The sequence below is a fragment of the Methylobacterium sp. 092160098-2 genome (genome assembly GCF_028920805.1).
In the GTDB taxonomy this organism is placed as follows: Bacteria; Pseudomonadota; Alphaproteobacteria; order Rhizobiales; family Beijerinckiaceae; genus Methylobacterium; species Methylobacterium fujisawaense.
On record NZ_JAQPZJ010000001.1, the window covers coordinates 5168085 to 5188629 of the forward strand.

Below are 20545 nucleotides of genomic sequence, written 5' to 3' on the forward strand. Positions count from 1 at the left end.
CGTCAGAGCTGTTCGGCGACGGTGGCGAGGTCGGCCCGCTCCCGCCAGTCGCCGACGCCGTGCTGGCGGGCGAAGCGGAGTTCGGCGGCGCGGCGGGCGCGCTCGGGATCGCGGGCCCGCGTGATCGCCACGGAGCCGACCGTGAACGGTACCCCGAGGATCTCCTTGGCAAAGTCGATGCGGTAGTTCGGCATCCCGTACTCCCTGCTGCGGCGGTTCCGGCCCCGTTCATCCGGAACGAAACCGCCCTCCCGTTCGTAATCCGGTTCGGAACCTCTATCGGCTCGACGCCCGGTGCATGGCTTGCGGCGCCCGCTCGCGTGCGGACGGCGCCGGCTGCATCTTCCGCATATGGGGCGCCCTCGGTTCCGGTGAAGGGGCCGGGGGCGTGCCGGCAGGGATGCATCGCCGCAGCTTGCTCCACCGCACGCTCCGCCCGTATCGCTCGCGGCCCGGACCTCTCCCGCACACGGACCCGACCATGGCCCTTCCGCGGCGGCGTGCCTGCCTGCCCCCGACCCAGCCGTGACCACGACGCTCGACGCGAAGGCCCGGCTCGGCCTGACGCTGATCGCCGGCGGAGCGGTCGCCAACATCTACTACAACCAGCCGCTGCTCGGGCTGATCGTGGCGGAGTTCGGCGACCGCGCCGCCCTGTGGGTGCCGACCACGGCGCTCGTCGGCTACGGGCTCGGCATCGTCGGGCTCGTGCCCCTCGGCGATGCCCTGCCGCGCCGCACCCTGATCGTGGGGCAATGCCTCGGACTCGCCCTGGCGCTGCTGGCGGTGGGCCTGGCCCCGAACCTCGCGAGCCTCGCCCTCGCCCACCTCGCGGTCGGGGTGCTGGCCAGCGCGGCCCAGCAGGCGGTCCCGTTCGCGGCGGAACTCGCCCCGGATGCGAGCCGCGGGCGGATTGTCGGCCAGGTCATGACCGGCCTGCTCACCGGCATCCTGCTCGCCCGGACGGCGAGCGGCGTCCTGGGGGCGCATCTCGGATGGCGGCCGGTCTTCCTGGTCGCGTCCCTGCTGGCGCTCGCCATGGCGGCCATCGCCCGGGCCACCCTGCCCCACACGGTGCAGACGCACCCGCTGCGCTACCGCGCCCTGATGCTGTCGATCCTGCACCTCGCCCGCACGCAGCCGGTGCTGCGCACGGCGAGCCTGTCGCAGGCGCTGCTGTTTGCCGCCTTCAACGCCTTCTGGGCGACCCTGGCGCTGCTGGTGGAGGGGCCGCCCTTCGGACTCTCCGCCGCGGGCGCGGGGCTGTTCGGGGTGATCGGCGTCTGCGGCGCCTTCGTGGCACCCCTGTCGGGCCGCTTCACCGACCGGCGGGGCGCCAAGCCCGTGGTGCTCGGCGGCAGCCTGCTCGTGGCGCTGTCCTTCATGGTGCTCTGGGCCGGCGGGACGTGGTCGCTCGTCGCGGTGGCCCTCGGGGTGCTGCTGATCGACATCGGCATAAACGGCGCCCTCATCGCCAACCAGACGCGGGCCTACGCCCTGGTCCCCGGGGCGCGGGGCCGCATCAACACGGTCCTGTTCACGACCCTGTTCGTGTTCGGGGCGCTCGGCGCCTATGCCGGCTCGCAGGCGTTCCTGCTGGTCGGCTGGGCGGGGGTCTGCGCGGTGGGCCTCGCCTTCTCGGCGCTGGCCGTGATCGTGGCGGCGCGCGATCCGCATCCGCCCGGCGTGCGGTCTACCTGAGGACCCGCGACAGACGGCACCACGCCGCCTTCCCGGCCGGCAGGCCGAAGCGGAGGCGCTCCGGGCGATCCGCGAAGCGCCGCACCGCGATCCCGGCCGCCGCGAGCCGCCGGTAGAGGTCGGGCCCGTCGGAAAAGTCGGCGGTCCGGAACAGGCTGGTGCCCCCGACGATCCGGCCGCCGCCCCGGGCGATCATCCGGTCGAGGCGGGCCGCGTCCGCGGACCGCGCCGCCGCGGCCTGCGCGCGCCAGCCCACATCCGACAGGGCGGCGCGCCCGATCGCCAGGGCCGGGCCCGACACCGCCCAGGGTCCGAGGGCCTCGGCGATCCGGGTCGCCGTGCCGGGATCGGCCACCGCGAAGCCGAGGCGCAGGCCGGCGAGCCCGTAGGTCTTGCCGAAGGAGCGCAGCACCACGAGGCCCGGCGCCGCGTGTGGGCACAGGCTCTCCACCGGCTCCAGATCCGCGAAGGCCTCGTCGGCGATGAGCAGGCCGCCCCGCTTGCCGAGGGCCGCGGCCAGGGCCCGGCGCTCGGCCAGGGGCAGGGTCCGCCCGTCCGGGTTGTTGGGATCGACGATCACCGCCACCCGGGCCTCGCCGAGGGCATCGAGATTCCGGATCTCCGTCACCGCGTGCCCGGCGCGCGCCCAGGCGGCGGCGTGCTCGGCATAGGTGGGCCCGAGCACCGCGACGCGGGTCGGCGCCATCAGCCGGGGCAGGGTCTCGATCAGGATCTGGGTGCCGGGGGCGGGCACGACATGCGCGGCGTCCGGCGCGCCGTAGGCCGCGGCGGCCGCCGCCCGGAGCGCCCCGAGCTCGGCGGCCTCGGGCAGCCGCGTCCAGGCGCTGGTCTCCACCGGCGGCACGGGGTACGGGACCGGATTGATCCCCGTCGAGAGGTCGAGCCAGGGCTCCGGCACGTCGGGAAAGGCTTTGCGGAGTCCGCCGAGATCGCCGCCATGCGCGATCGGGGCGACCTCACGCGTGGGAACGCTCCACACCGAATGGTCCATCTGCCCGGTACGTTTGCCGACACGCTTGCCGTCCTCGCCGTCGCCCTCGGGATCGAGGCGGCGGCCGGCTATCCCGACGCGCTCTACAGGGCGGCCGGTCACCCTGTCACCTGGATCGGCCGGCTGATCGCCGCCCTGGAGCGCGGCCTCAACCGCGGCTCCGCGCGGCGGCGGCGGATCGCCGGCTGCGCCGCGCTGGCCTGCCTGCTTGCCGCGGTGGGCCTGCCGGCCCTCGCCCTCACGGTGCTGGCGGGATTGGCCGGCCCCCTCCCCGCCCTGCTCCTCCTCGGCCTGCTCTGCGCGAGCCTGCCGGCGCAGCGCAGCCTGCACCAGCACGTCGCCGCCGTGGAGAAGGCCTTGCGCACCGGCGGCCTGGAGGCCGGGCGCCGGGCGGTGGCGATGATCGTCGGGCGCGACCCCGAGCGCCTCGACGAACCGGCGGTCTGCCGCGCCGCGATCGAGAGCCTGTCGGAAAACTTCTCCGACGGGATCGTGGCGCCGGCCTTCTGGATCGGCGGCCTCGGCCTGCCGGGGGGCGCCCTCTACAAGGCGATCAACACCGCCGACAGCATGATCGGCCACCGGACGCCCCGCTACGAAGCCTTCGGCTGGGCTGCGGCGCGACTCGACGACGGGGTGAACCTGCCGGCCTCCCGGCTCGCGGGCCTGCTGATCGCCGGGGCGGCGCTCCTGCGCGGCGCCGACGCGCGGGGCGCGCTCCGGGCGATGGCCCGGGACGCGCGCCGCCACCGCTCGCCCAATGCCGGCTGGCCCGAATCCGCCATGGCCGGGGCGCTCGGCCTGCGGCTCGCGGGACCGCGGGTCTATGACGGCACCCTCGTCCCGGACGCCCATATGGGCGACGGGCGGGTCGAGGCCACGGCCGACGACATCGCCCGGGCGCTGGCGCTCTACCGGACGGCCTGCTGGCTCCAGGGCGGGCTCGTGCTGGGGCTGCTCGCCCTGTCCCTGGCGCTGGCGGGCTGACCCGTCCGCCCCGGCCGCCCCGCCCGACCGGGCCTTGGCACGGCCCGCGCTCTCGACGCATCGTGATGGGACCGGACAGGGAGACCCCGATGCGCGCGGTGTTCGTGGATGCCAACGAGACCCTGGCGGCGGTGGCCCGGCGGCTGCTGCGGCCGGACGACCCGCCCTTCGCGATCCACGCCGATCCCGGCATCGCTCCGCAGGACCTGCCCGGCCTCCTGTCCGGGGCGGAGATCGCCGTGATCGACCACACCGCCCTCCCCCGCGCGGTGGCCCGGGCCTGCGGGGGCCTGAGGCACGTGGTGTTCCTCGGCACCGGCGCCCGCAGCTCCATGGACCCGGAGGCCCTCGCGGCCGAATGCGGGATCACGGTCCACACCATCAAGGGGTACGGCGACACGGCGGTGGCCGAATGCGCCTTCGCGCTGATGTGGGCGGCGGCCCGCGGCCTGCCCGAGATGGACCGGGCGATGCGTGCCGGCACCTGGCTGCGCCGCGAGGCGGTCCAGCTCACCGGCAAGACGGTCGGCCTCGTCGGGTTCGGGGGGATCGCGGCCGAGATGGCACGTCTCTGCCGGGGCATCGGCATGCGGGTGCTCGCCTGGAACCGGACGCCCAAGGCGCATCCGGACGTGACCTTCGTGCCGCTGGAGCGGCTGCTCGCCGAGAGCGACGTGGTCTCGCTCCACCTGCTCCTGACCGACGAGACCCGCGGCTTCCTCTCGGCCGCGCGCATCGCCGCGATGAAGCCCGGCGTCCTCCTGATCAACACCGCCCGCGGAGCCCTGATCGACGAGGCCGCCCTGGTCGAGGCCCTGCGCAGCGGCCGCGTCGCGCAGGCCGGGCTCGACGTGTTCACGGTCGAGCCCCTGCCGGCGGACCACCCGCTGGTGTCCCTGCCCACCGTCACCCTCTCGGCGCATTCGGCGTTCCGGACGCCGGAGGCCAGCGACAACCTGATCGGCGCCGCCCTCGATCATTGCCGGCGGATCGCCGCCGGCTGACGGAGCCTCAGTGCTCGGTGCCCGGCATGTTCGGCCGCGGCGTGCCGCCGTGCTGGTGGATCAGGTTGGAGCGTTCCGGGCTGCCCTTGGCGTCGGCGACCTGCTTCCGGGCTGCGGCGGCCAGGAACCAGATGCCGCCGAGCGTCCCGAAGGCGAGGATCATAAGGGGAAATCCCTGGCTCATCGTGTAGTCCTCCTCGACGCTGTCCCGCGGGATGCGGTCCTGCATCATCCTGCCGGACGATCCGGCTTGAGGAAGGATAACGCACGGATCCGGCCCATGTTCAGGCCGGACGTGCCCCATTCGGCGCCGCCCGCCGCGCCGCGTCCCGGCGCAGGGCGGAGAGCACCACGAACATCAGGCCGGCGCCCACGGCGAGGCAGGCGGCCAGGAACAGCATCGGCACGAGGTCGCTCCGGGTCTGGTCGCGGATGAACGGCACCGCGTTCTGGGCGACGAAGCCGCCGAGATTGCCCACCGAGTTGATCGCCGCGATCCCGGCCGCCGCCGAGGCGCCGCGCAGGAAGGTCCCGGGCATCGACCAGAAGACCGGCTGGGCCGCGAAGGTCCCGGCGGCGGCCACGCACAGGCAGGCGAACTTCACGGCGTTGCCCGGCAGGACGACGGAGAGCGCGAGGCCCGCCGCCCCCACCAGCGCCGGCCCGACGACGTGCCAGGTCAGGGCATTGCCCTGCGCGCCCGTGCGGGCGGCGTGGCGCGGCACCCACCAGAGGGCGACGGCCGTGGCCATCCAGGGGATGATGTTGAGGAAGCCGTTGGTGAGGTTCGAGACGCCGAAGCCCTTGACCACGGTGGGGAGCCAGTAGCCCAGTCCGTAGGCGGCGAGCGGCAGGGAGACGTAGACCCCGGCGAGCATCAGCACCCGCCGGTCGAGGAGCGCCGCGAAGGGGTTGCCGTGGTCGACATGGCCGCCCTCCTCGCGCTCGGCCCGCAGGGTGCGGGCGAGCCAGTCGCGCTGCGCCTGCGACAGCCAGGGCGCCGTCTCGGGACCGTCCGGCAGGACCACCAGCACCACCGCGGCCATGAGGATCGCCGGCGCGCCGGTGGCCAGGAACACCCATTGCCAGCCCTGGAGGCCGAGGAGCCCGTCGAGGCCGAGCAGCGCGCCGCCCACCGCCGCGCCCACCGCGTTGGCCACCGCGCTGGCGATCATGAACCAGCCGATCATCCGCGCCCGGTGTCCTTGCGGGAACCACAGGGTCAGGGCGAACAGCACGCCGGGGAAAAAGCCGGCCTCCGCGGCGCCGAGCAGGAAGCGCAGCACGTAGAACATCGCCGTGCCCTGGGTGAAGCCCAGCAGGACGGTGACGATCCCCCAGGTGATCATGATCCGGGCGAACCAGATTCGGGCGCCGACCCGCTCCAGGAAGACGTTGGCCGGCACCTCGAACAGGAAGTAGCCGAGGAAGAACAGCGAGGCCCCGAGCCCGTAGGCGGTCTCGGAGAGGCCGAGGCTGCCGACCATCTCCAGCTTGGCGTAGGAGACGTTCTGCCGGTCGATATAGGCGATCAGGTAGAGCAGGCCGAGGAGCGGCATCAGCCGCAGGGTCACGGTGCGGACGGTGCTCGCGCCGAGATCCTCCCCGACGGGGGATTGCGTGGGGGGCATGGGGCGTTCCTCTGGCGCGTGCGGCCCTTCGTGGCGGGACCGGCATTACACAGAGTAATCCCTCGCGCGGCCCGCGCCTACCGGGCAAGCGCCAGGAGGCGGTCGCAGTCGACATGGGCCGCGATGTGTCGCGCGAGGCCGTCCAGCGCCGCCTCGACCCCGGCCTCGTAGCCCGGGCCGTCCGAGGCCGTCCCGAGGCGCGCGAGCCAGGCCGCCCGCTGGGCATCGTGGGCGAACAGGCCGTGCACGTAGGTGCCGGCCACGCGCCCGTCCGCCGAGACCGCCCCGTCCAGGCGCCCGTCGGCGAGGCGCAGGAGCGGCCGGGCGGCGTCGGGGCCCTCCGTCGCGCCGATATGCATCTCGTAGCCGGCAAAATGAACGCCGTCCGGCAGGCTCGTGCCGGTGACCGCCGCGAGGCGCTTCTCGGGGGTCATGACGGTGTCGACGTCGAGGAGCCCGAGGCCCGCCACCGTGCGGGGCGCGCCCTCGATCCCGTGCGGGTCGGCGAGGCTGTTGCCCAGCATCTGGTAGCCGCCGCACAGGCCGAGCACCCGCCCGCCCCGGCGGACATGGGCGCGCAGGTCGACGTCCCAGCCCTCCTGGCGAAAGGCCTCCAGGTCGTCGATCGTGGTCTTGGAGCCCGGCAGCAGCACGAGGGCGGCCTCGGCGGGGATCGGCGTGCCGGGCCGGACCAGCACCACCGACACGTTCGGCTCTGCCCGCAAGGGGTCGAGGTCGTCGAAATTGGCGATGCGCGGCAGCACCGGCACCGCCACCGTGACGGCTCCGGGCCCGCGCGACTCCGAGCCGGCGAGCCCCAGCACGTCCTCGGCCGGCAGGCGCGCGGCATCGGGGAAGTGCGGCACGAGGCCCAGAGCCGCCCAGCCGGTGCGCTCGGCGATCAGCCGCATGCCGTCGGCGAACAGGCTCGGATCGCCGCGGAAGCGGTTGACGAGGAAGCCCGCGATCAGGGCGGCGTCCTCCGGGTCGATCACCGCCTTGGTGCCGACGAGGCTCGCGATCACCCCGCCCCGGTCGATGTCGCCGACCAGCACCACCGGCGTGTCGGTGGCCCGGGCGAAGCCCATATTGGCGATGTCGCCGGCCCGCAGGTTCACCTCTGAGGCCGAGCCCGCGCCCTCGACGAGGACCAGATCCGCCTCCCCGGCGAGCCGGGAGAAGCTGTCGAGGACGGCCGACATCAGCCGGGGCTTCCAGGCCTGGTAGTCGCGCGCCTTCACGGTGGCGACCATCCGGCCCTGCACCACCACCTGGGAGCCGACCTCGCTCTGCGGCTTGAGCAGGACCGGGTTCATGTGGACGGAGGGCGCCACCCGGGCGGCCCGGGCCTGGAGGGCCTGCGCGCGGCCGATCTCGCCGCCATCGGCGGTGACGGCGGCGTTGTTCGACATGTTCTGCGGCTTGAACGGCCGGACCCTTAAGCCCCGCTCCGTGAAGGCGCGCGCCAGCCCCGCCACGAGCAACGACTTGCCGACATCGGAGCCGGTGCCCTGGATCATCAGGGCCTTTGTCCGCGGCGGGCTCAGAACTCGATCCCTTCCTGCGCCTTCACGCCGGCGGCGAAGTGGTGCTTGACGCTGCCCATCTCGGTGACGAGGTCGGCGGCCTCGATCAGGGCCGGCTTGGCGTTGCGGCCGGTGACGACCACGTGCAGGTCCGGCCGCCGCGTACGGAGGGCTTCGACGACGGCGTCGAGGTCGAGATAGTCGTAGCGCAGCGCGATGTTCAGTTCGTCGAGGACGAGCAGGCGGATCGTCGGATCGGCCATCAGGCCGGCGGCGACCTCCCAGGCGTGGCGGCAGGCGGCGATGTCCCGGGCCTTGTCCTGGGTCTCCCAGGTGAAGCCCTCGCCCAGGGTGTGCCACACGACCCGGTCGCCGAAGGCCGCCACGGCGTGGCGCTCGCCGGTATCCCAGCCGCCCTTGATGAACTGCACCATGCCGACCCGCCAGCCGCGGCCGAGCGCCCGCAGCATCAGCCCCAGCGCCGCCGTGCTCTTGCCCTTGCCCGGACCGGTATGGACGAGGAGCAGGCCCTTCTCGAGGGTCTTGGCGGCCACCTCGGCATCCTGGACGGCCTTGCGCTTCTCCATCTTGGCGCGGTGGCGGGCGTCGTCGTCGCTCATGCGGAGGCTCCTGCGGTGGGGGCTTGCGGCTTCACGACCAGCGGCAGGCCGGCCACGGTGAGCACGACCCGGTCGGCCCGGGCGGCGAGCTGCTGGTGCAGGCGGCCGGCCGCGTCGCGGAAGCGGCGGGCGAGGGCGTTGTCGGGCACGATCCCGAGCCCGACCTCGTTGCCGACCAGCACCACCGGGCCGGGCGCGCCGGCGCAGGCTGCGAGGAGGCGCGCCGTCGCAGCGTCCAGATCGGCCTCGGCGAGGATCAGGTTGGTGAGCCAGAGCGTGAGGCAATCGACCAGGACCGGCCCTTCGGACGCGGCGACCGCCTCCGGCAGGGCGAGCGGCACGTCGCGGGTGCGCCACGCCCCGGCGCGCCGGGCGCGGTGCTGGGCGATGCGCGCGACCATCTCGTCGTCGAAGGCCTGCGCGGTGGCGAGATACAGCCACGGGCCGGGGCAGGCTTCGATCAACCCCTCCGCGTAGGCGCTCTTGCCGGACCGCGCCCCGCCGAGGACGAGGGTCATGCGAGGGGGGGATTGGGGCATCCGTCCTCCATCGCCCCAACCCGGCCCGCGGTCAAACCTGGGTCCTGTGGCACCAGTGCCGCGCATGAACGGTTGCCGGGCGTCTCCGGTCCGACTATAGAACCCCGGCCTAGCCAGAGCGCCCTTCGTCTAGCGGTCCAGGACGTCGCCCTTTCACGGCGAAAACACGGGTTCGATTCCCGTAGGGCGCGCCAACAAAATCAAGCACTTAGCTGAATTTGCTGGCGCGGCTCACATTCCTGTCTCACATAGCTTGGGTTCGACGGCTGGTGTGGCTGTAGCTAGCGCGCGTCGACGAGAGAGACGTTGCTAGCGTGGCCGGCCAGGCAGTGGCGGGAACCTCGCGGTTTCACACGACCACGATGCCGCTGTCGTTGGTGGTTGGTCCCGGAGCCACGGCGGAGCCAATTGACCGAAAGATCGCATCAACGGAGTGTGGCAGCATGCCGCGCGACGTTGAGAGGCTCCGGGCAGGCGTCACGTTGAGCACCGCGAGGACCAGGGGAGTGCAATGATACGGTTTGCGACTGCGCCTCTGATCCCGAGCGCCAAGAAGGAAGAAGTTGAGTCACCGATGGCAAATGACGACACGCTCGCTAGGGCCATGGCCAACGTTAGGCACCAGCGCGAGAGCCTTGAGGCTGAGTACGAGCGCGTGAGCGGCGAGCTGACGAAGCTCCGTCTCGCTGAGCGGTCACTTGCATCTATCGTGGAAGGCACACCGCTGGACGAGCCTGCCGACGATCTGTCAACTCGTCGTCGCGCGCCAGCGAGCGTGGACCGGCCTCGTGGTAGCCGTGGCCCCCGGGGACCGCGCGCCAACTCTGCCAAGGGGCGGTTAAAGGCGCTCCTTGAGGAAGCTGGTTCTGAGGGTCTGACGCACGCCGAGATCAGCGAGCGCCTGACAGACGTGGCGGCCACCACCCTGAACACGTACCTCAGCGTGATGGCTAACAGCGGCGAATTAGAGCGGCAGGGCGATAAGTACCGGGCCGGTGCTCCGGCGGCGAGCGCAGCGGAGGAAGGCGCTGTTGAAGACGATCATGAAGACCGCGAAAAGGCTGAGGCCGCCGAGTAGCCTCGCCAGTCTTGCGCTGCTCTGTTGACAGGTTGCGCCTGCAGGACAGCGAAGGCTATGCGGGCTCGGGGGCCTGTAGCTCAATGGTTAGAGCCGACCGCTCATAACGGTCTGGTTGCAGGTTCGAGTCCTGCCGGGCCCACCATATCGAAGCCGCCGGCGTCATCTTCATCGACGAGAACGGCGAGGGGCTGCGGGTGCGACCACGGAAAGCGGCATCCGATGCAACCTAGAGCGTATTGCGTACTGACTTAGTGGAAATACGCCCTAGGTCACTCGCCCACAGGTTGCGAGGAGCGCCGATGTCCGAGAGCCCCAGCCACGTTCAAGGCTACCGCGAGACGAAGGCGGCAAAGGCTGCCGACAGGTACGATCAAGCGAACGAAGTCTGGGCGGAGGTCGAGGCGGAACGTCGAGCCGTCAACGAGCGGACAGCAAAGTTACGTGCGATGCGGCTGGCCCGCGAGAGTGAAGCGTCCTCGTAGATGAGGACGAGCCGCGTTCTGGCCGCTGCCCTCCTGCTGATCTCCTGCACTGCTGCGGCCGCCGCGTGTCAGTGCACCGGCTGCGGCTGCAAGGGCGGCCCAGGCTTCCGCGGGCCGAACGGCCGGTGCGTCAGCTACAAGCAGCTCGACAAGGTGTGGATCGCCGCCGACTTCGAAGTGCGTCTTCGAGCGCCACAAGCAAGAGTGCGAGCACGAAGGCGCGATGCCGGACGAGAAGGGCATGGAGCGCTACCGCCGTAGCATCAAAACCATCACACACTGACCGACGCCGACGCGATCTCTATCAACGAGAGCGGCCGAAGGGCAGTGCTTAGGAAAGCGCATTCGAAGCATGTCCCGACCTCAGTTCTCTGACGACAACCCCAAAGAGAACCCATGGACCGAAGACCGGCTGGGCTTCGCGCCTTTCGCCAAACGGCTGGCGGACTCGATCTTAGAGGTCGATGCCCCAAACGGCTATGTCATTGGCCTACAGGGCGCTTGGGGATCCGGAAAGTCGACCGCGCTCAATTTCGTTCAAGCCTTTATCGAAAAGCACAATGAAGAACTTGAGGAAGGCAAGAAACCGATCCACGTGATCGATTTTCGGCCATGGATTGTCTCCGGTCACCAGGACCTCATCGAGTCATTCTTCAAGATCATCACTGAGCAACTTGCGGATCAGAAGGACGCTTGGGCTAAGCGACGGAAGGCAGGGTTGCGTGCGCTGCGGAAGAACGTCGATCCGGTTGTCGATGCCGCAGCTGCCATAGGGAGCATCCTCGCTCCTGGGGTCGGAACTCTGGCCGGCATCGGGATCAAATTCGCCAGTGAGGCGGCCAAGAAAGGCGGTGCGAGTAAAATAGATGAATGGCTAGCAGAGCCTTCCCTTCAGTCTGCCTACGAAAAGCTGCGAAAGCGCATTGTCGATCAGGACGAAAAATTCCTAGTGATCATTGATGATCTTGATCGGCTCACAAAGGACGAAATTCGAACCATTATGCAAATGGTCAAGACGTTAGGGCGATTGCCTCACGTTGTATATTTGTTGGCCTATGATCGGAACATTGTTTGGCCGGCTCTTGATGATGGTCGGAAATCGGAGAAATTCGGCCCCGGATTCGCCGAGAAAATCATACAACAGGAAATCGAGCTACCTAAGCCTAGCCGAAATGCTTTACTGTCCTTGCTAGACACTGAAATAGGATTTCTAACCGGAAATATTTCACAGAGCGACAGATGGTATCGTATAGTGGTGGACGGTGTGCATAATTGGATAAGATATCCACGAGATGTTGCCAGACTTTCAAACGCTGTAAAATTTACTTGGCCGGCGATTGAAAATGAGATTGATCCGCAGGATGTGCTGGCGATGGAAGGAGTTCGCTTATTTGAGCCAGATCTATTCGATTGGATAAGGGGCAATCGAGAGTCAATATTCGGTACTGGCAACTGGGATATGGCAACGGACACGGGAAAGGCGAAAGCTGGAGACGCATTCATGTCTTTGTTTCCGATTTCCAGTCAAGAACGAAATGCGAGGCTTCTGTGCCTTTTGATCCCTTCGATGACAAAATTGTTTGAGAAAAAGCACATTTTTGCACTCAATTCAGAGACGCATGTTCGAGTTGTGAACCGGCGAGGTATTGGATCTGAGCAGGGATACGATGCCTATTTCGGTCTTCACATTCCTGATGATAGCATATCAGTCAAAATAATTGAGCGCGCGCTATCTCATCAGACTACTCGAGCAGAACAGCTAGCTATCATGCGGGGCATATTCTCTCGTGAGGCAAGTCCGAATCGACCTCCTATTGGTGAGTATTTCCAGGATTTGCGTTTTCGTTTACATGAAGCCTCACAAAACAGCGCTCCCATTAATCTGTTGGAGGCAATATTTGATTTCGGGGAGGTGATACTGAGCATTGATAAAGACGTTGGCGCGCTTATGCTTGGACCTCAGGCCAATGCATCCCTTTTGTTGTTAGAAATTTGCAAGCTCAACAGGAGTGAGGAATTTAAAGATCGACTAATCAAGTTATTCGAGTCTCGACCATCGCTCTGTTTTGCTGCTGGATTTTGGGTTTGGCGTGCCGCGGAGGCAGGTCTTATAAAAATTGATGGACATACTAGAGAAGATACTCTCGACGAAAATCTGGTTCGACAATTGCATGGCATATTATCAACGCATATCGAAGAGAGTATCGAGAGTGGAGAAATTTACAACGAACCGGTCTATTTCCATATTTCCGAAGTTTGGGCATTCAACGACAATGATAAGAAAGTTAGATCATGGATTTCGGCATCTTCATTGGCCGATGGTCGCTTTTTGGCGAAAATTTGCCGTGGCATTCTAGGGCATACTGTAGGGTCGAATCCTCGCCGGTACTCAATGCACGAGGCGCCAAAGGAAAAATTTTATGATGTTTCTCAGCTTCATACTGCTGCAGAAAAGCATGTGGACGATCCTGATCTCACAGAAGATGAGCGGTCAAGGATCAAGACGCTTCGCACAGGCTTGGCGAGTTTGTTAGCTACACGAGCAGCCGCTGAAGCTTCGGCATCATCTCCGCAGGGCGATGGCGAAGAAGACTGACCACCGTCTACCGCGGCCCAGCACGACGTCGTTGAATAGGTTGCCGGTTGTCGAAGCTCAGCTATCCTGCCCCGATGCGCACAGTCCTCGCAGCCCTCGCTCTCATCGTCGCTACCGGTGGGGCACACGCACAGAGCGCGTCGGACATTGCCGCCTGCCGGGACGTGAAGGACTCGCTGCTCCGTCTGCGGTGCTTCGACGATGTCTCGAAGCCGGCGGCTCAGGCAGCGCCCAGCGCTCCCACCGCGGCGACCAAGCCGAAGACGCCGGACTTCGCCGCCTATGCAGCCGTTCCATACCGCGGACCCATCGGACTCCCGGATTTCCGAGGCCGTGACCGCCGGCATGCCTCATATCGAACCCGCATCTTGGCCGGCGCCAGGGCCGGTCCGAACTTCGCGGGCCACCTCGCCCTTGTGCCGATCGGCTGCGGTGCCGGATGCGTGTTCGTGCCCGTGGTCGAAGTGCAGACTGGAAGGGTGTTCGACTCACCTCTCGGGGGCGAGGATCAGCTGTCGCTCGACATGAAATACCAGGTCAACAGTCGGCTGATTGCCGCTCGCTATATCGCGGATGAGCGCTGCAAGTTCGAGGAGATCGTCTGGACCGGCAGTTCGTTTCAACGAGGTGCGGTCAGGGATCTCGGCGAGCGGGAGGCGTGCTGGGCAGCAGATTAGTCCGCTCGCGGACTCTCCGTGGCGCTGCGCCGCGCGACCTACGAGACTGGCTTACCCGCGGGCAAAGATGCGCTATCGCTCGCAGATGCGCCACGCCCTTGCTGCCCTCATGCTGCTCACCGGCCCGACCCTGGCCGCCGAGCCGATCGTGGGCCGTGCATCCGTCACCGACGGCGACACGGTCGTGATCCGTGGGACCCGCATCCGCCTGCACGGCATCGATGCTCCGGAGAGCGCGCAGCTCTGTCAGGACGCGGCCGGCAAATCCTACCGCTGCGGCCAGGTAGCGGCCTTTGCCCTAGCGGACCGAATAGGCGAGGCGAACATCTCATGCGAGCCGCGCGACACCGACCAGTACGGCCGCACTGTTGCCGTGTGCCGGAAGGGCGAGGAGGACCTGAACGCCTGGATGGTGAGCCAGGGCTATGCCACAGCCTACTAGCGCTACTCCCGCGACTACGTCGGGGTCGAGACCAGCGCGAGGGCACTGAAGCGCGGCCTATGGGCCGGCACGTTTGATCCGCCTTCGGACTGGAGGCGTGCCAAGCGCGCCAGCGGCGTTGATACCCGGCCGGAGATGGAGAGGCCTCCGGCAGCCACGCCGGCGCCCATACAGGCCGCCTGCGCGATCAAGGGCAACATCTCGCGCAAGGGCGACAAGATCTACCATCTGCCCGGTACCCGAGACTACGACCGGACCGTCATTGACGCAGGCTCCGGCGAGCGAATGTTCTGCAGCGAGGACGAAGCGAAGGCGGCGGGTTGGCGGGCGCCGCGCGGCTGACCGGGTCTCTTGTCGGGGCAATTGGAGCCGCTGATCGGCCCTGTGCCGATCCCTCGAGCCCTATCCCCTGCTTACGATCACCGCGAGCCTAGACAACCACAGCGCGAGAGCGACAATCTCTGGTGGCTTGGAGATCGTCATGCGAATCGCAGTTGCCGCAGCCGCCTTCCTGGCCTTCGCTAGCTGCGCCCAGGCAGAGGAGGTCGCCTACTTCGCGATCTACTATCAGGGGGCCGACCAGATCACCTTGAACGCACAGGCGACGCCGATCCCCGTGCCTGCAGTCGGGTCCGCGATCGAGGTGTCCGATCAAGGCCGAGGGTTGCGCGGGTATGTGCGCAGCGTCTCTCACGAGGTTCAGCGGACGAGCGGCCCGGTCCCGTTCCGCTTCTACATCCTGAAAGTTGAGATTGATCCGACAGTGCCCGCAAGGGCGACAGGTCCACGCGGGTTCCGACGGTAGGACGCAGTCAGCTTAGCGCCTTCACTCCTGATCACCTGCAGCTCAGGCCGCGCCGGCCGGCCCGGGATCTGGGCGGTAATGTTCAACGTCATGACCCCTCCCTCAGGTCCGGTCGCTCAGGTCTTCCTTCGCACCGGGCTCTGAGATGCCCATGTCGGCCGTCAGGCCGCCACGGCTACGCACCCGCACGGCCGTCGCCCGAACGCCACTCCGGCGAAGACCCGTGATATCGATCTGGCCGTGGAAGCTGGCGTTCTCGAACCGCTCCGCCGCCGCGTGCATGCGGTCCGCAGCGGCCTGCATGTCGGCCCTGCTGCCGCCCCCGCTCAGGCCACCCGGCGACAGGTCAGGGATCTCTAACCCGCTGCGGGTGATCGACCGGACCGACCCGTCCGGCATCTTCATCGTGGCGTTGCCGAGGTCGAGGCCTTCCTTGCCGTCGAGGCCCTTTATGAGGCGGGGCTCGCCGTCGGGCGACTTGGCTGCGACTGGGCCGTCCTTCGGCATCGGCACCGGTGTGATCGTACCAATGCCCTGGCGCTTACCGATCTCAGCAGCGAGACCGAAGCCGGTTGCAATCTTGTATGAGGCATATCTCGATGCCACGTAGCCTCCGCCGACAATCATAGAGGCGTTGCCCGAAGCGGCCACCTGACTGATCAGGACAACCACCTGAAAGCAGGCGTAGCAACCGCCGGGTATTCATGTGCGAGGGCGTTGACCGCATTTCGCGAACGCCCGCACCATCGGAGGACAGCCTTCTGATCCTATGGATTCGCGGCTGAGTGTTCCTCCCAAGCAGCCTCATAAGCTTCCCTTAAGCCGAGCCTTGAAGCTTCTTGAGCTCAATGAGCCCCGAGCCGATCGAGTTCGGCGAGGCGATGGGAGGAATGATGGAGCCGCATCTCATTCGTGCGGCCCTAGGTTTCGGCATCGGATTTGCGCTCGGTTTTGCAGCGCGGCGCGGCCGCTTCTGCACGCTCGGTGCTCTAGAAGATGCCGTCTATGGGCAGGATACACGGCGTCTGCGCGCCTGGGCGCTGGCCATTGCCGTGGCAATGGTCGGGGTCCATGGCCTTCAATTGAACGGGCTCGAACTCCACCGAACGCTGTACGCCTCATCCCAACTCGAACTCGGCCCCTTGGTCTTCGGCGGCCTCACCTTCGGGTTCGGCATGGCACTCGTCGGCAATTGCGCCTTCGGGAATCTCCTGCGGCTCGGCGGCGGGGATCTGAAAGCTTTGGTCGCTCTCCTCGTCGCGGCCGTCTCGGCGGTGATGGCGATGCGCGGGCTCACCGCCGTCGTGCGGGTGAAAGCGATCGATCCTTTCTACGTGGCGATACCCGGCGGGCGCTTGCAACTCCTTCCGGACCTGCTCGGCGTCGGGCCACCCGCATCGATGATCCTCGCAGTCGCCTGCGCCGCCCTCCTCACGGGCTACGCCCTCGCGGATGAAGCCTTCCGGAAGGACCGGAAGCTCGCGGCGGCGGCGGTCGTCATCGGTTTGTGTGTGACCGCGGGCTGGTGGGCGACAGGTTTCGCCGGGTTCGATGCGTTCGGGACCGAGCGGCCGCTGTCGCTGAGCTTCGCCCGGCCGGTCGGCGACACCGTGCTCTTCGCGATGCTGGCCTCCGGGATGCAGGTGGATTTCGGGATCGCCTCCGTCCTGGGCGTGCTCATGGGGGCGTTCATCGAGGCGCAGCAGGCGCGGCGCTTCCGCTGGGAGGCCCCGGACGATGTGGGCGAGTTACGTCGGCACATCGTCGGCGCGTTCCTGATGGGCACCGGCGGTATCACGGCGCTGGGCTGCACCATCGGCCAGGGCGTCACCGGGATCGCGACGCTGTCCATCGGGTCGGCCATCGCCCTGGCGTCGATCGCCCTCGGGGGACGCATCGGCCTCTACTACCTGGTGGAGCGGCAGGTATGACCGCCTAGGGTTCGGGCTTCTTGCCGTCGCCGAAATTCGCGCCTTCGAGTTCCAGGAAGATCCGGTAGGCGTTGCCACGGTTGTTGGCGGCGAAGGCCGGGAGCCTGTCGTAGGCCGACCAGTCGGCGGCCCGGTATGCCACGTCGAAATCGGTCCAGGTGTCGACCGCCGCCTTCATGACCCGCCGGACATCGGCGATGTAGCCCGCCGTGAAGGCGATAGCCTTCGCCGCCTCGGTCGAAGGCTCGCCGTGACCGGGGATGATGAAGCGCGGCTTCAATCCCTCGACCTGCTTCAGGGCCGCCAGCCAGCGGTCGGTATCGACGTCGTCGCTGTTCATGTGCGGGATGCGGCCGTTCTGGACGATGTCGCCCGCGAACAGGACTCCGTCCGGCTCGACCATCATCATCATGTCGCTCGCCGAATGGGCGGGCCCGGCATAGAGCAGCACGAAGCGCTTGCCGCCGAGCGTGAGGGTCACCCGCTCGGCGAAGGTGAGGTCGGGCGGGACGATCCGCGTGTGCTCGTCGACCCAGGGGGAAAGCGCTCCCTGCCGCTGGCGCAAGCGGGCATCGGCCCGTTCGTCGGCGGTCTCGTCGTTCTCGCGGTACTCCGCAGCCCGCTCCTGGGCGATGACGACGGCGCCCGTATGGTCCTTGAACGCCTGCAATCCGTAGATGTGGTCGGCGTGGTAGTGGCTCACCACGACGTAGCGCACCGGCTTGTCCGTGACCTTCCGGATCTGCTCGAGCAGCGCCCAGCCGAGGCTCGGCGTTCCGAGGGCGTCGTACACCACCACCCCGTCATCCGTGACCACGAAGCCGCCATTCGAGGTGTTGCCCTCGTTGGCTTGGCTCGGCACGCCGGTGTTTCCGAGGCTGTAATAGACCGGTTCGCCAGGCACCTGCGCGACGGTGAGCGGCCTGCTGATCGGCGCGTAATCAGAAGCGGACGCCGACCCTGTGAGCAGGACAGCCAGGGTCAATGCGGCCCGCCGGATCATCCCTACAGGTCCTTGCAGAAGAGATGCTTCAGAAGCTCGATCACTGCGACGGCGTTCGGGTCCTTGACGCTGTAGTAGAGCGTCTGGGCCTCCCGCCGGAATGTCAGCACCCCATCCTCCCGCATCCGCGCAAGATGCTGGGACAGGGCGGACTGGCTGAGCCGGAGCTCCTCGACCAGTTGGCCGACAGACAATTCCCCGTGCACGATCAGCAGACAGGCGATCATCAGCCGGTGCTCGTTCCCGAGCAGGCGCAACAGGCGCACCGCCTCGGCGGCCTGCTCCGCGAAGGCATCCAGGGTCGTCTCGTCGATCGTCGTCGCCTGCATGGTCTCGCAAAACCGGCTTGGCCCAATCGCGTTGGGCAGGGGGAAGGTGTCACCATGGTTGCCCGAACGCGGCGCCCTGGCCAGGCGGCACACCGCCACGACACCGCGATGACCCGTATATCAGTTTTCTCTAACTTTAGTATTGACTGATAGAAGGGGGCTGGCTAGCCCTAGTGAAACGGCAGAAGCCGGTCAATTCGGGAGGAAGCCGGTGACGAACCGGGCTGACGGGCGCACGCCGCGGGGCGGAGCGCCGACGCGATCTCTTGCCCATTCCCTTGGTCGCCGGAGTTTCCTGCGCCTCGCGGCGGTCGGGGCTGGCGGGGCAGCGCTGCCCACTCTGGCCGGCGCCGGGGAAGCCGGGCCGCCGGCTGAATATCCCTGGTCGCAGAGCCTCGGGGCCGGCGTCGTGGACAAGCCCTATGGCCAGCCCGCCGCGCAGGAAGCGGGCGTGATCCGCCGCAACGTGCCCTGGCTGACGGCGGGCACCGAATCCTCGATCAGCTTCTCGCCGATCCAGGACCTGAAAGGCATTCTCACGCCCAACGGCCTGTTCTTCGAGCGCTACCATGCCGGCCGGGCCGACGTAGACGCGGAGCAGCACCGCCTGATGATCCACGGCCTCGTGGAGCGTCCGCTGCTGCTCTCCATGAGCGACATCGTCCGCTACCCGTCCGTCTCGCGCATCCACTTCATCGAGTGCCCGGCCAATGGCGGCATGGAGTGGCGCGCGGCGCAGCTCAACTCCCTCCAATTCACCCACGGCATGATCTCCTGCGCCGAATGGACCGGTGTGCCGCTCGCGACGCTGCTCGCGGAGGTCGGCGTGAAGCCCGAGGGCAAGTGGGTGATGTTCGAGGGCGCGGACGGCGCCCACATGAACCGGTCTCTGCCGCTGTCCAAGTGCCTGGACGATTGCCTCATCGCCTACGGCCAGAACGGCGAGGCGCTGCGGCCCGAGCAAGGCTACCCGCTGCGCCTCGTGGTGCCGGGCTGGGAGGGGAATGTCAGCGTCAAGTGGCTTCGCCGTATCAAGATCGGCGACCAGCCGTGGTACACCCGCGAGGAGACCTCCAAGTACACCGACCTGATGCCCGACGGAAAATCCCGGGGCTTTACTTGGAGCATCGACGCCAAATCGGTCATCACTTTTCCCTGCCCCGAGAAGCCGCTCGGCAAGCCGGGCCTCTACGAGGTGCGCGGCCTCGCCTGGACCGGCAACGGCAAGGTCAAGCGGGTCGACGTGTCGTTCGACGGCGGTGTCAACTGGCAGGCCGCCGGCCTGCATGAGCCAGTCCTGTCGAAGGCCCTGACCCGGTTCTCCCTGCCCTGGCAGTGGGACGGCAAGCCAGCCCTGCTGGAATCCCGGGTCATCGACGAGACCGGCTACGTGCAGCCGACCATCGCGGATCTGCGCAAGATCCGCGGCGTCAATTCCGTCTACCACAACAACTCGATCCAGACCTGGCAGGTGAAGCCGGATGGCAGCGTGTTCGATGTCCAGACCGCTTGAAGCCCTTCTCGCCGTCGGCGCGCTCCTCGCGCTCGCAAGCCCTGCCCTGGCCGGGGACAAGCCTCTCTACGGCTACGGCACGCACCCGACCCAGGCGCAGATCGACGCCTGGAACATCGACGTGCGCGGGCAGGACGGCCTCGGCCTTCCGGCCGGCAAGGGCAGTGTCGATCAGGGCAGCGAGATCTTCGCCGAGAAATGCGCCGCCTGTCACGGCACCTTCGGCGAGGGTGTCGACCGTTGGCCGAAGCTCGCGGGCGGCGAAGGTACCCTGAAGGCGGACCGCCCGGAGCCGACGGTGGGCAGCTACTGGCCCTTCGCGGCAACCCTCTACGACTACATCGGCCGGGCGATGCCGTTCCCGAACCCACGCAGTCTCACGCCCGACGAGGTCTACGCGCTCACCGCCTACATCCTGAACCTCAACAACCTCGTTCCCGGCGACTTCGTGGCCGACAAGGACAGTCTGCCCAAGGTCGGGATGCCCAACCACGACAACTTCACCTGGGAGGATCCGCGGCCCGACACCCGCGCCGAGCCGTGCATGAGCAACTGCCGCGATCCGAAGGCGGTCACCATCACCTCGACCGCCGAGGGCAAGACCCTGACCCCGCGCACCACGGGGCCCCTCGACGACATGCAGCCGAAATGACGTCCCCGAAGGAG

The 20545-nt window shown here is 67.7% G+C and carries 22 protein-coding genes and 2 tRNA genes; 14 read left to right on the forward strand and 10 right to left on the reverse strand.

The window, feature by feature from the left end; all coding sequences use genetic code 11:
• Positions 1–2: 2 nt before the first annotated feature.
• The gene (locus PQI07_RS24315; protein ID WP_043352836.1) at positions 3–194 is read right to left on the reverse strand and encodes a hypothetical protein; all 192 of its coding nucleotides are present in this window, start codon (positions 192–194) and stop codon (positions 3–5) included.
• Positions 195–525: 331 nt separating this feature from the next.
• Here PQI07_RS24315 and PQI07_RS24320 point away from each other — a divergent pair, with 331 nt between their 5' ends.
• Entirely contained in the window at positions 526–1701 is a 1176-nt protein-coding gene (locus PQI07_RS24320; protein WP_043389410.1) for an MFS transporter, read from the forward strand.
• On the opposite strand, the gene cobD is transcribed toward PQI07_RS24320, so the two are convergent.
• On the reverse strand, positions 1694–2713 hold the full coding sequence (cobD, locus tag PQI07_RS24325) for a threonine-phosphate decarboxylase CobD (protein WP_274927572.1): 1020 nt from the start codon (positions 2711–2713) through the stop codon (positions 1694–1696). The two genes, PQI07_RS24320 and cobD, sit on opposite strands and share 8 nt — an antisense overlap.
• Between cobD and cbiB the strand changes: the two genes are divergently transcribed.
• Entirely contained in the window at positions 2705–3700 is a 996-nt protein-coding gene (gene cbiB / locus PQI07_RS24330; protein ID WP_043389409.1) for an adenosylcobinamide-phosphate synthase CbiB, read from the forward strand. The two genes, cobD and cbiB, sit on opposite strands and share 9 nt — an antisense overlap.
• A gap of 89 nt (positions 3701–3789) precedes the next feature.
• Positions 3790–4704 carry an NAD(P)-dependent oxidoreductase gene (locus tag PQI07_RS24335; protein WP_274927573.1) on the forward strand — a complete coding sequence of 305 codons (915 nt, stop codon included), beginning with the start codon at positions 3790–3792 and terminating at the stop codon, positions 4702–4704.
• Between the two features lie 7 nt (positions 4705–4711).
• Here PQI07_RS24335 and PQI07_RS24340 read toward each other — a convergent pair whose 3' ends face one another.
• The 5 genes from PQI07_RS24340 to cobU form a co-directional block, all read right to left on the reverse strand.
• Positions 4712–4936, reverse strand: coding sequence for a hypothetical protein (locus PQI07_RS24340; protein WP_043389407.1), 225 nt, complete (start codon positions 4934–4936; stop codon positions 4712–4714).
• Between the two features lie 52 nt (positions 4937–4988).
• Positions 4989–6335: an MFS transporter gene (locus PQI07_RS24345; protein WP_043355965.1), complete on the reverse strand. Its 1347-nt coding sequence runs from the start codon at positions 6333–6335 to the stop codon at positions 4989–4991.
• A 77-nt stretch (positions 6336–6412) separates the two neighbouring features.
• Positions 6413–7855: a cobyric acid synthase gene (locus PQI07_RS24350; protein ID WP_043389398.1), complete on the reverse strand. Its 1443-nt coding sequence runs from the start codon at positions 7853–7855 to the stop codon at positions 6413–6415.
• A 23-nt stretch (positions 7856–7878) separates the two neighbouring features.
• The gene (gene cobO / locus PQI07_RS24355; protein WP_043389395.1) at positions 7879–8481 is read right to left on the reverse strand and encodes a cob(I)yrinic acid a,c-diamide adenosyltransferase; all 603 of its coding nucleotides are present in this window, start codon (positions 8479–8481) and stop codon (positions 7879–7881) included.
• Positions 8478–9020, reverse strand: a complete 543-nt coding sequence (gene cobU, locus PQI07_RS24360; protein ID WP_170861817.1) for a bifunctional adenosylcobinamide kinase/adenosylcobinamide-phosphate guanylyltransferase — start codon at positions 9018–9020, stop codon at positions 8478–8480. The genes cobO and cobU overlap by 4 nt, the downstream gene beginning before the upstream one ends.
• Before the next feature lie 118 nt (positions 9021–9138).
• On the opposite strand from cobU, the gene PQI07_RS24365 reads away from it, so the two are divergent.
• The 8 genes from PQI07_RS24365 to PQI07_RS24400 all read left to right on the forward strand — a co-directional run bounded on the left by PQI07_RS24365 (position 9139) and on the right by PQI07_RS24400 (position 14640).
• Positions 9139–9214: transfer RNA gene (locus PQI07_RS24365), tRNA-Glu, on the forward strand.
• Positions 9215–9594: 380 nt separating this feature from the next.
• Positions 9595–10098: a hypothetical protein gene (locus tag PQI07_RS24370; protein WP_274927574.1), complete on the forward strand. Its 504-nt coding sequence runs from the start codon at positions 9595–9597 to the stop codon at positions 10096–10098.
• Positions 10099–10167: 69 nt separating this feature from the next.
• A tRNA-Ile gene (locus tag PQI07_RS24375) sits at positions 10168–10243 on the forward strand.
• A gap of 157 nt (positions 10244–10400) precedes the next feature.
• Positions 10401–10583 (forward strand): hypothetical protein, encoded by a 183-nt coding sequence (locus PQI07_RS24380; protein ID WP_007562733.1) that lies wholly within the window; start codon positions 10401–10403, stop codon positions 10581–10583.
• A 352-nt stretch (positions 10584–10935) separates the two neighbouring features.
• Positions 10936–13179: a KAP family P-loop NTPase fold protein gene (locus PQI07_RS24385; protein WP_007562729.1), complete on the forward strand. Its 2244-nt coding sequence runs from the start codon at positions 10936–10938 to the stop codon at positions 13177–13179.
• A 47-nt stretch (positions 13180–13226) separates the two neighbouring features.
• The gene (locus tag PQI07_RS24390) at positions 13227–13856 is read left to right on the forward strand and encodes a hypothetical protein (RefSeq protein ID WP_128754990.1); all 630 of its coding nucleotides are present in this window, start codon (positions 13227–13229) and stop codon (positions 13854–13856) included.
• Between the two features lie 67 nt (positions 13857–13923).
• A complete protein-coding gene (locus PQI07_RS24395; RefSeq protein WP_274927575.1) occupies positions 13924–14298 on the forward strand; it encodes a thermonuclease family protein in 375 nt (124 codons plus the stop codon).
• Between the two features lie 135 nt (positions 14299–14433).
• Positions 14434–14640 (forward strand): sunset domain-containing protein, encoded by a 207-nt coding sequence (locus tag PQI07_RS24400; protein ID WP_274927576.1) that lies wholly within the window; start codon positions 14434–14436, stop codon positions 14638–14640.
• A 565-nt stretch (positions 14641–15205) separates the two neighbouring features.
• On the opposite strand, the gene PQI07_RS24405 is transcribed toward PQI07_RS24400, so the two are convergent.
• Positions 15206–15775: a hypothetical protein gene (locus PQI07_RS24405; RefSeq protein ID WP_128754989.1), complete on the reverse strand. Its 570-nt coding sequence runs from the start codon at positions 15773–15775 to the stop codon at positions 15206–15208.
• Between the two features lie 221 nt (positions 15776–15996).
• Between PQI07_RS24405 and PQI07_RS24410 the strand changes: the two genes are divergently transcribed.
• Complete coding sequence (locus PQI07_RS24410) at positions 15997–17034, forward strand: YeeE/YedE family protein (protein ID WP_274927764.1); 1038 nt, start codon at positions 15997–15999, stop codon at positions 17032–17034.
• Between the two features lie 4 nt (positions 17035–17038).
• On the opposite strand, the gene PQI07_RS24415 is transcribed toward PQI07_RS24410, so the two are convergent.
• Together PQI07_RS24415 and PQI07_RS24420 are read right to left on the reverse strand one after the other, a co-directional pair.
• Complete coding sequence (locus PQI07_RS24415) at positions 17039–18037, reverse strand: MBL fold metallo-hydrolase (RefSeq protein WP_274927577.1); 999 nt, start codon at positions 18035–18037, stop codon at positions 17039–17041.
• A gap of 2 nt (positions 18038–18039) precedes the next feature.
• Positions 18040–18366, reverse strand: coding sequence for an ArsR/SmtB family transcription factor (locus tag PQI07_RS24420; RefSeq protein ID WP_274927578.1), 327 nt, complete (start codon positions 18364–18366; stop codon positions 18040–18042).
• Between the two features lie 295 nt (positions 18367–18661).
• Between PQI07_RS24420 and soxC the strand changes: the two genes are divergently transcribed.
• The gene (gene soxC / locus PQI07_RS24425) at positions 18662–19879 is read left to right on the forward strand and encodes a sulfite dehydrogenase (protein WP_446720984.1); all 1218 of its coding nucleotides are present in this window, start codon (positions 18662–18664) and stop codon (positions 19877–19879) included.
• Complete coding sequence (locus tag PQI07_RS24430; RefSeq protein WP_274927579.1) at positions 19863–20531, forward strand: c-type cytochrome; 669 nt, start codon at positions 19863–19865, stop codon at positions 20529–20531. Before soxC ends, PQI07_RS24430 begins: the two co-directional genes overlap by 17 nt.
• The last annotated feature ends 14 nt before the right edge of the window (positions 20532–20545 follow it).

What these genes read in the sequence shown, in the direction of transcription:
- PQI07_RS24370 (WP_274927574.1), top strand. Translation starts at nt 9,595, where the DNA reads ATGGCAAATGACGACACGCTCGCTAGGGCCATGGCCAACGTTAGGCAC.
- PQI07_RS24395 (WP_274927575.1), top strand. Translation starts at nt 13,924, where the DNA reads ATGCGCTATCGCTCGCAGATGCGCCACGCCCTTGCTGCCCTCATGCTG.
- cobO (WP_043389395.1), bottom strand. Translation starts at nt 8,481, where the DNA reads ATGAGCGACGACGACGCCCGCCACCGCGCCAAGATGGAGAAGCGCAAG.
- PQI07_RS24350 (WP_043389398.1), bottom strand. Translation starts at nt 7,855, where the DNA reads ATGATCCAGGGCACCGGCTCCGATGTCGGCAAGTCGTTGCTCGTGGCG.
- PQI07_RS24430 (WP_274927579.1), top strand. Translation starts at nt 19,863, where the DNA reads ATGTCCAGACCGCTTGAAGCCCTTCTCGCCGTCGGCGCGCTCCTCGCG.
- PQI07_RS24410 (WP_274927764.1), top strand. Translation starts at nt 15,997, where the DNA reads ATGGAGCCGCATCTCATTCGTGCGGCCCTAGGTTTCGGCATCGGATTT.
- PQI07_RS24345 (WP_043355965.1), bottom strand. Translation starts at nt 6,335, where the DNA reads ATGCCCCCCACGCAATCCCCCGTCGGGGAGGATCTCGGCGCGAGCACC.
- PQI07_RS24315 (WP_043352836.1), bottom strand. Translation starts at nt 194, where the DNA reads ATGCCGAACTACCGCATCGACTTTGCCAAGGAGATCCTCGGGGTACCG.
- cbiB (WP_043389409.1), top strand. Translation starts at nt 2,705, where the DNA reads ATGGTCCATCTGCCCGGTACGTTTGCCGACACGCTTGCCGTCCTCGCC.
- PQI07_RS24400 (WP_274927576.1), top strand. Translation starts at nt 14,434, where the DNA reads ATGGAGAGGCCTCCGGCAGCCACGCCGGCGCCCATACAGGCCGCCTGC.
- cobU (WP_170861817.1), bottom strand. Translation starts at nt 9,020, where the DNA reads ATGCCCCAATCCCCCCCTCGCATGACCCTCGTCCTCGGCGGGGCGCGG.
- PQI07_RS24380 (WP_007562733.1), top strand. Translation starts at nt 10,401, where the DNA reads ATGTCCGAGAGCCCCAGCCACGTTCAAGGCTACCGCGAGACGAAGGCG.
- PQI07_RS24340 (WP_043389407.1), bottom strand. Translation starts at nt 4,936, where the DNA reads ATGATGCAGGACCGCATCCCGCGGGACAGCGTCGAGGAGGACTACACG.
- cobD (WP_274927572.1), bottom strand. Translation starts at nt 2,713, where the DNA reads ATGGACCATTCGGTGTGGAGCGTTCCCACGCGTGAGGTCGCCCCGATC.
- PQI07_RS24415 (WP_274927577.1), bottom strand. Translation starts at nt 18,037, where the DNA reads ATGATCCGGCGGGCCGCATTGACCCTGGCTGTCCTGCTCACAGGGTCG.
- PQI07_RS24420 (WP_274927578.1), bottom strand. Translation starts at nt 18,366, where the DNA reads ATGCAGGCGACGACGATCGACGAGACGACCCTGGATGCCTTCGCGGAG.
- PQI07_RS24335 (WP_274927573.1), top strand. Translation starts at nt 3,790, where the DNA reads ATGCGCGCGGTGTTCGTGGATGCCAACGAGACCCTGGCGGCGGTGGCC.
- PQI07_RS24385 (WP_007562729.1), top strand. Translation starts at nt 10,936, where the DNA reads ATGTCCCGACCTCAGTTCTCTGACGACAACCCCAAAGAGAACCCATGG.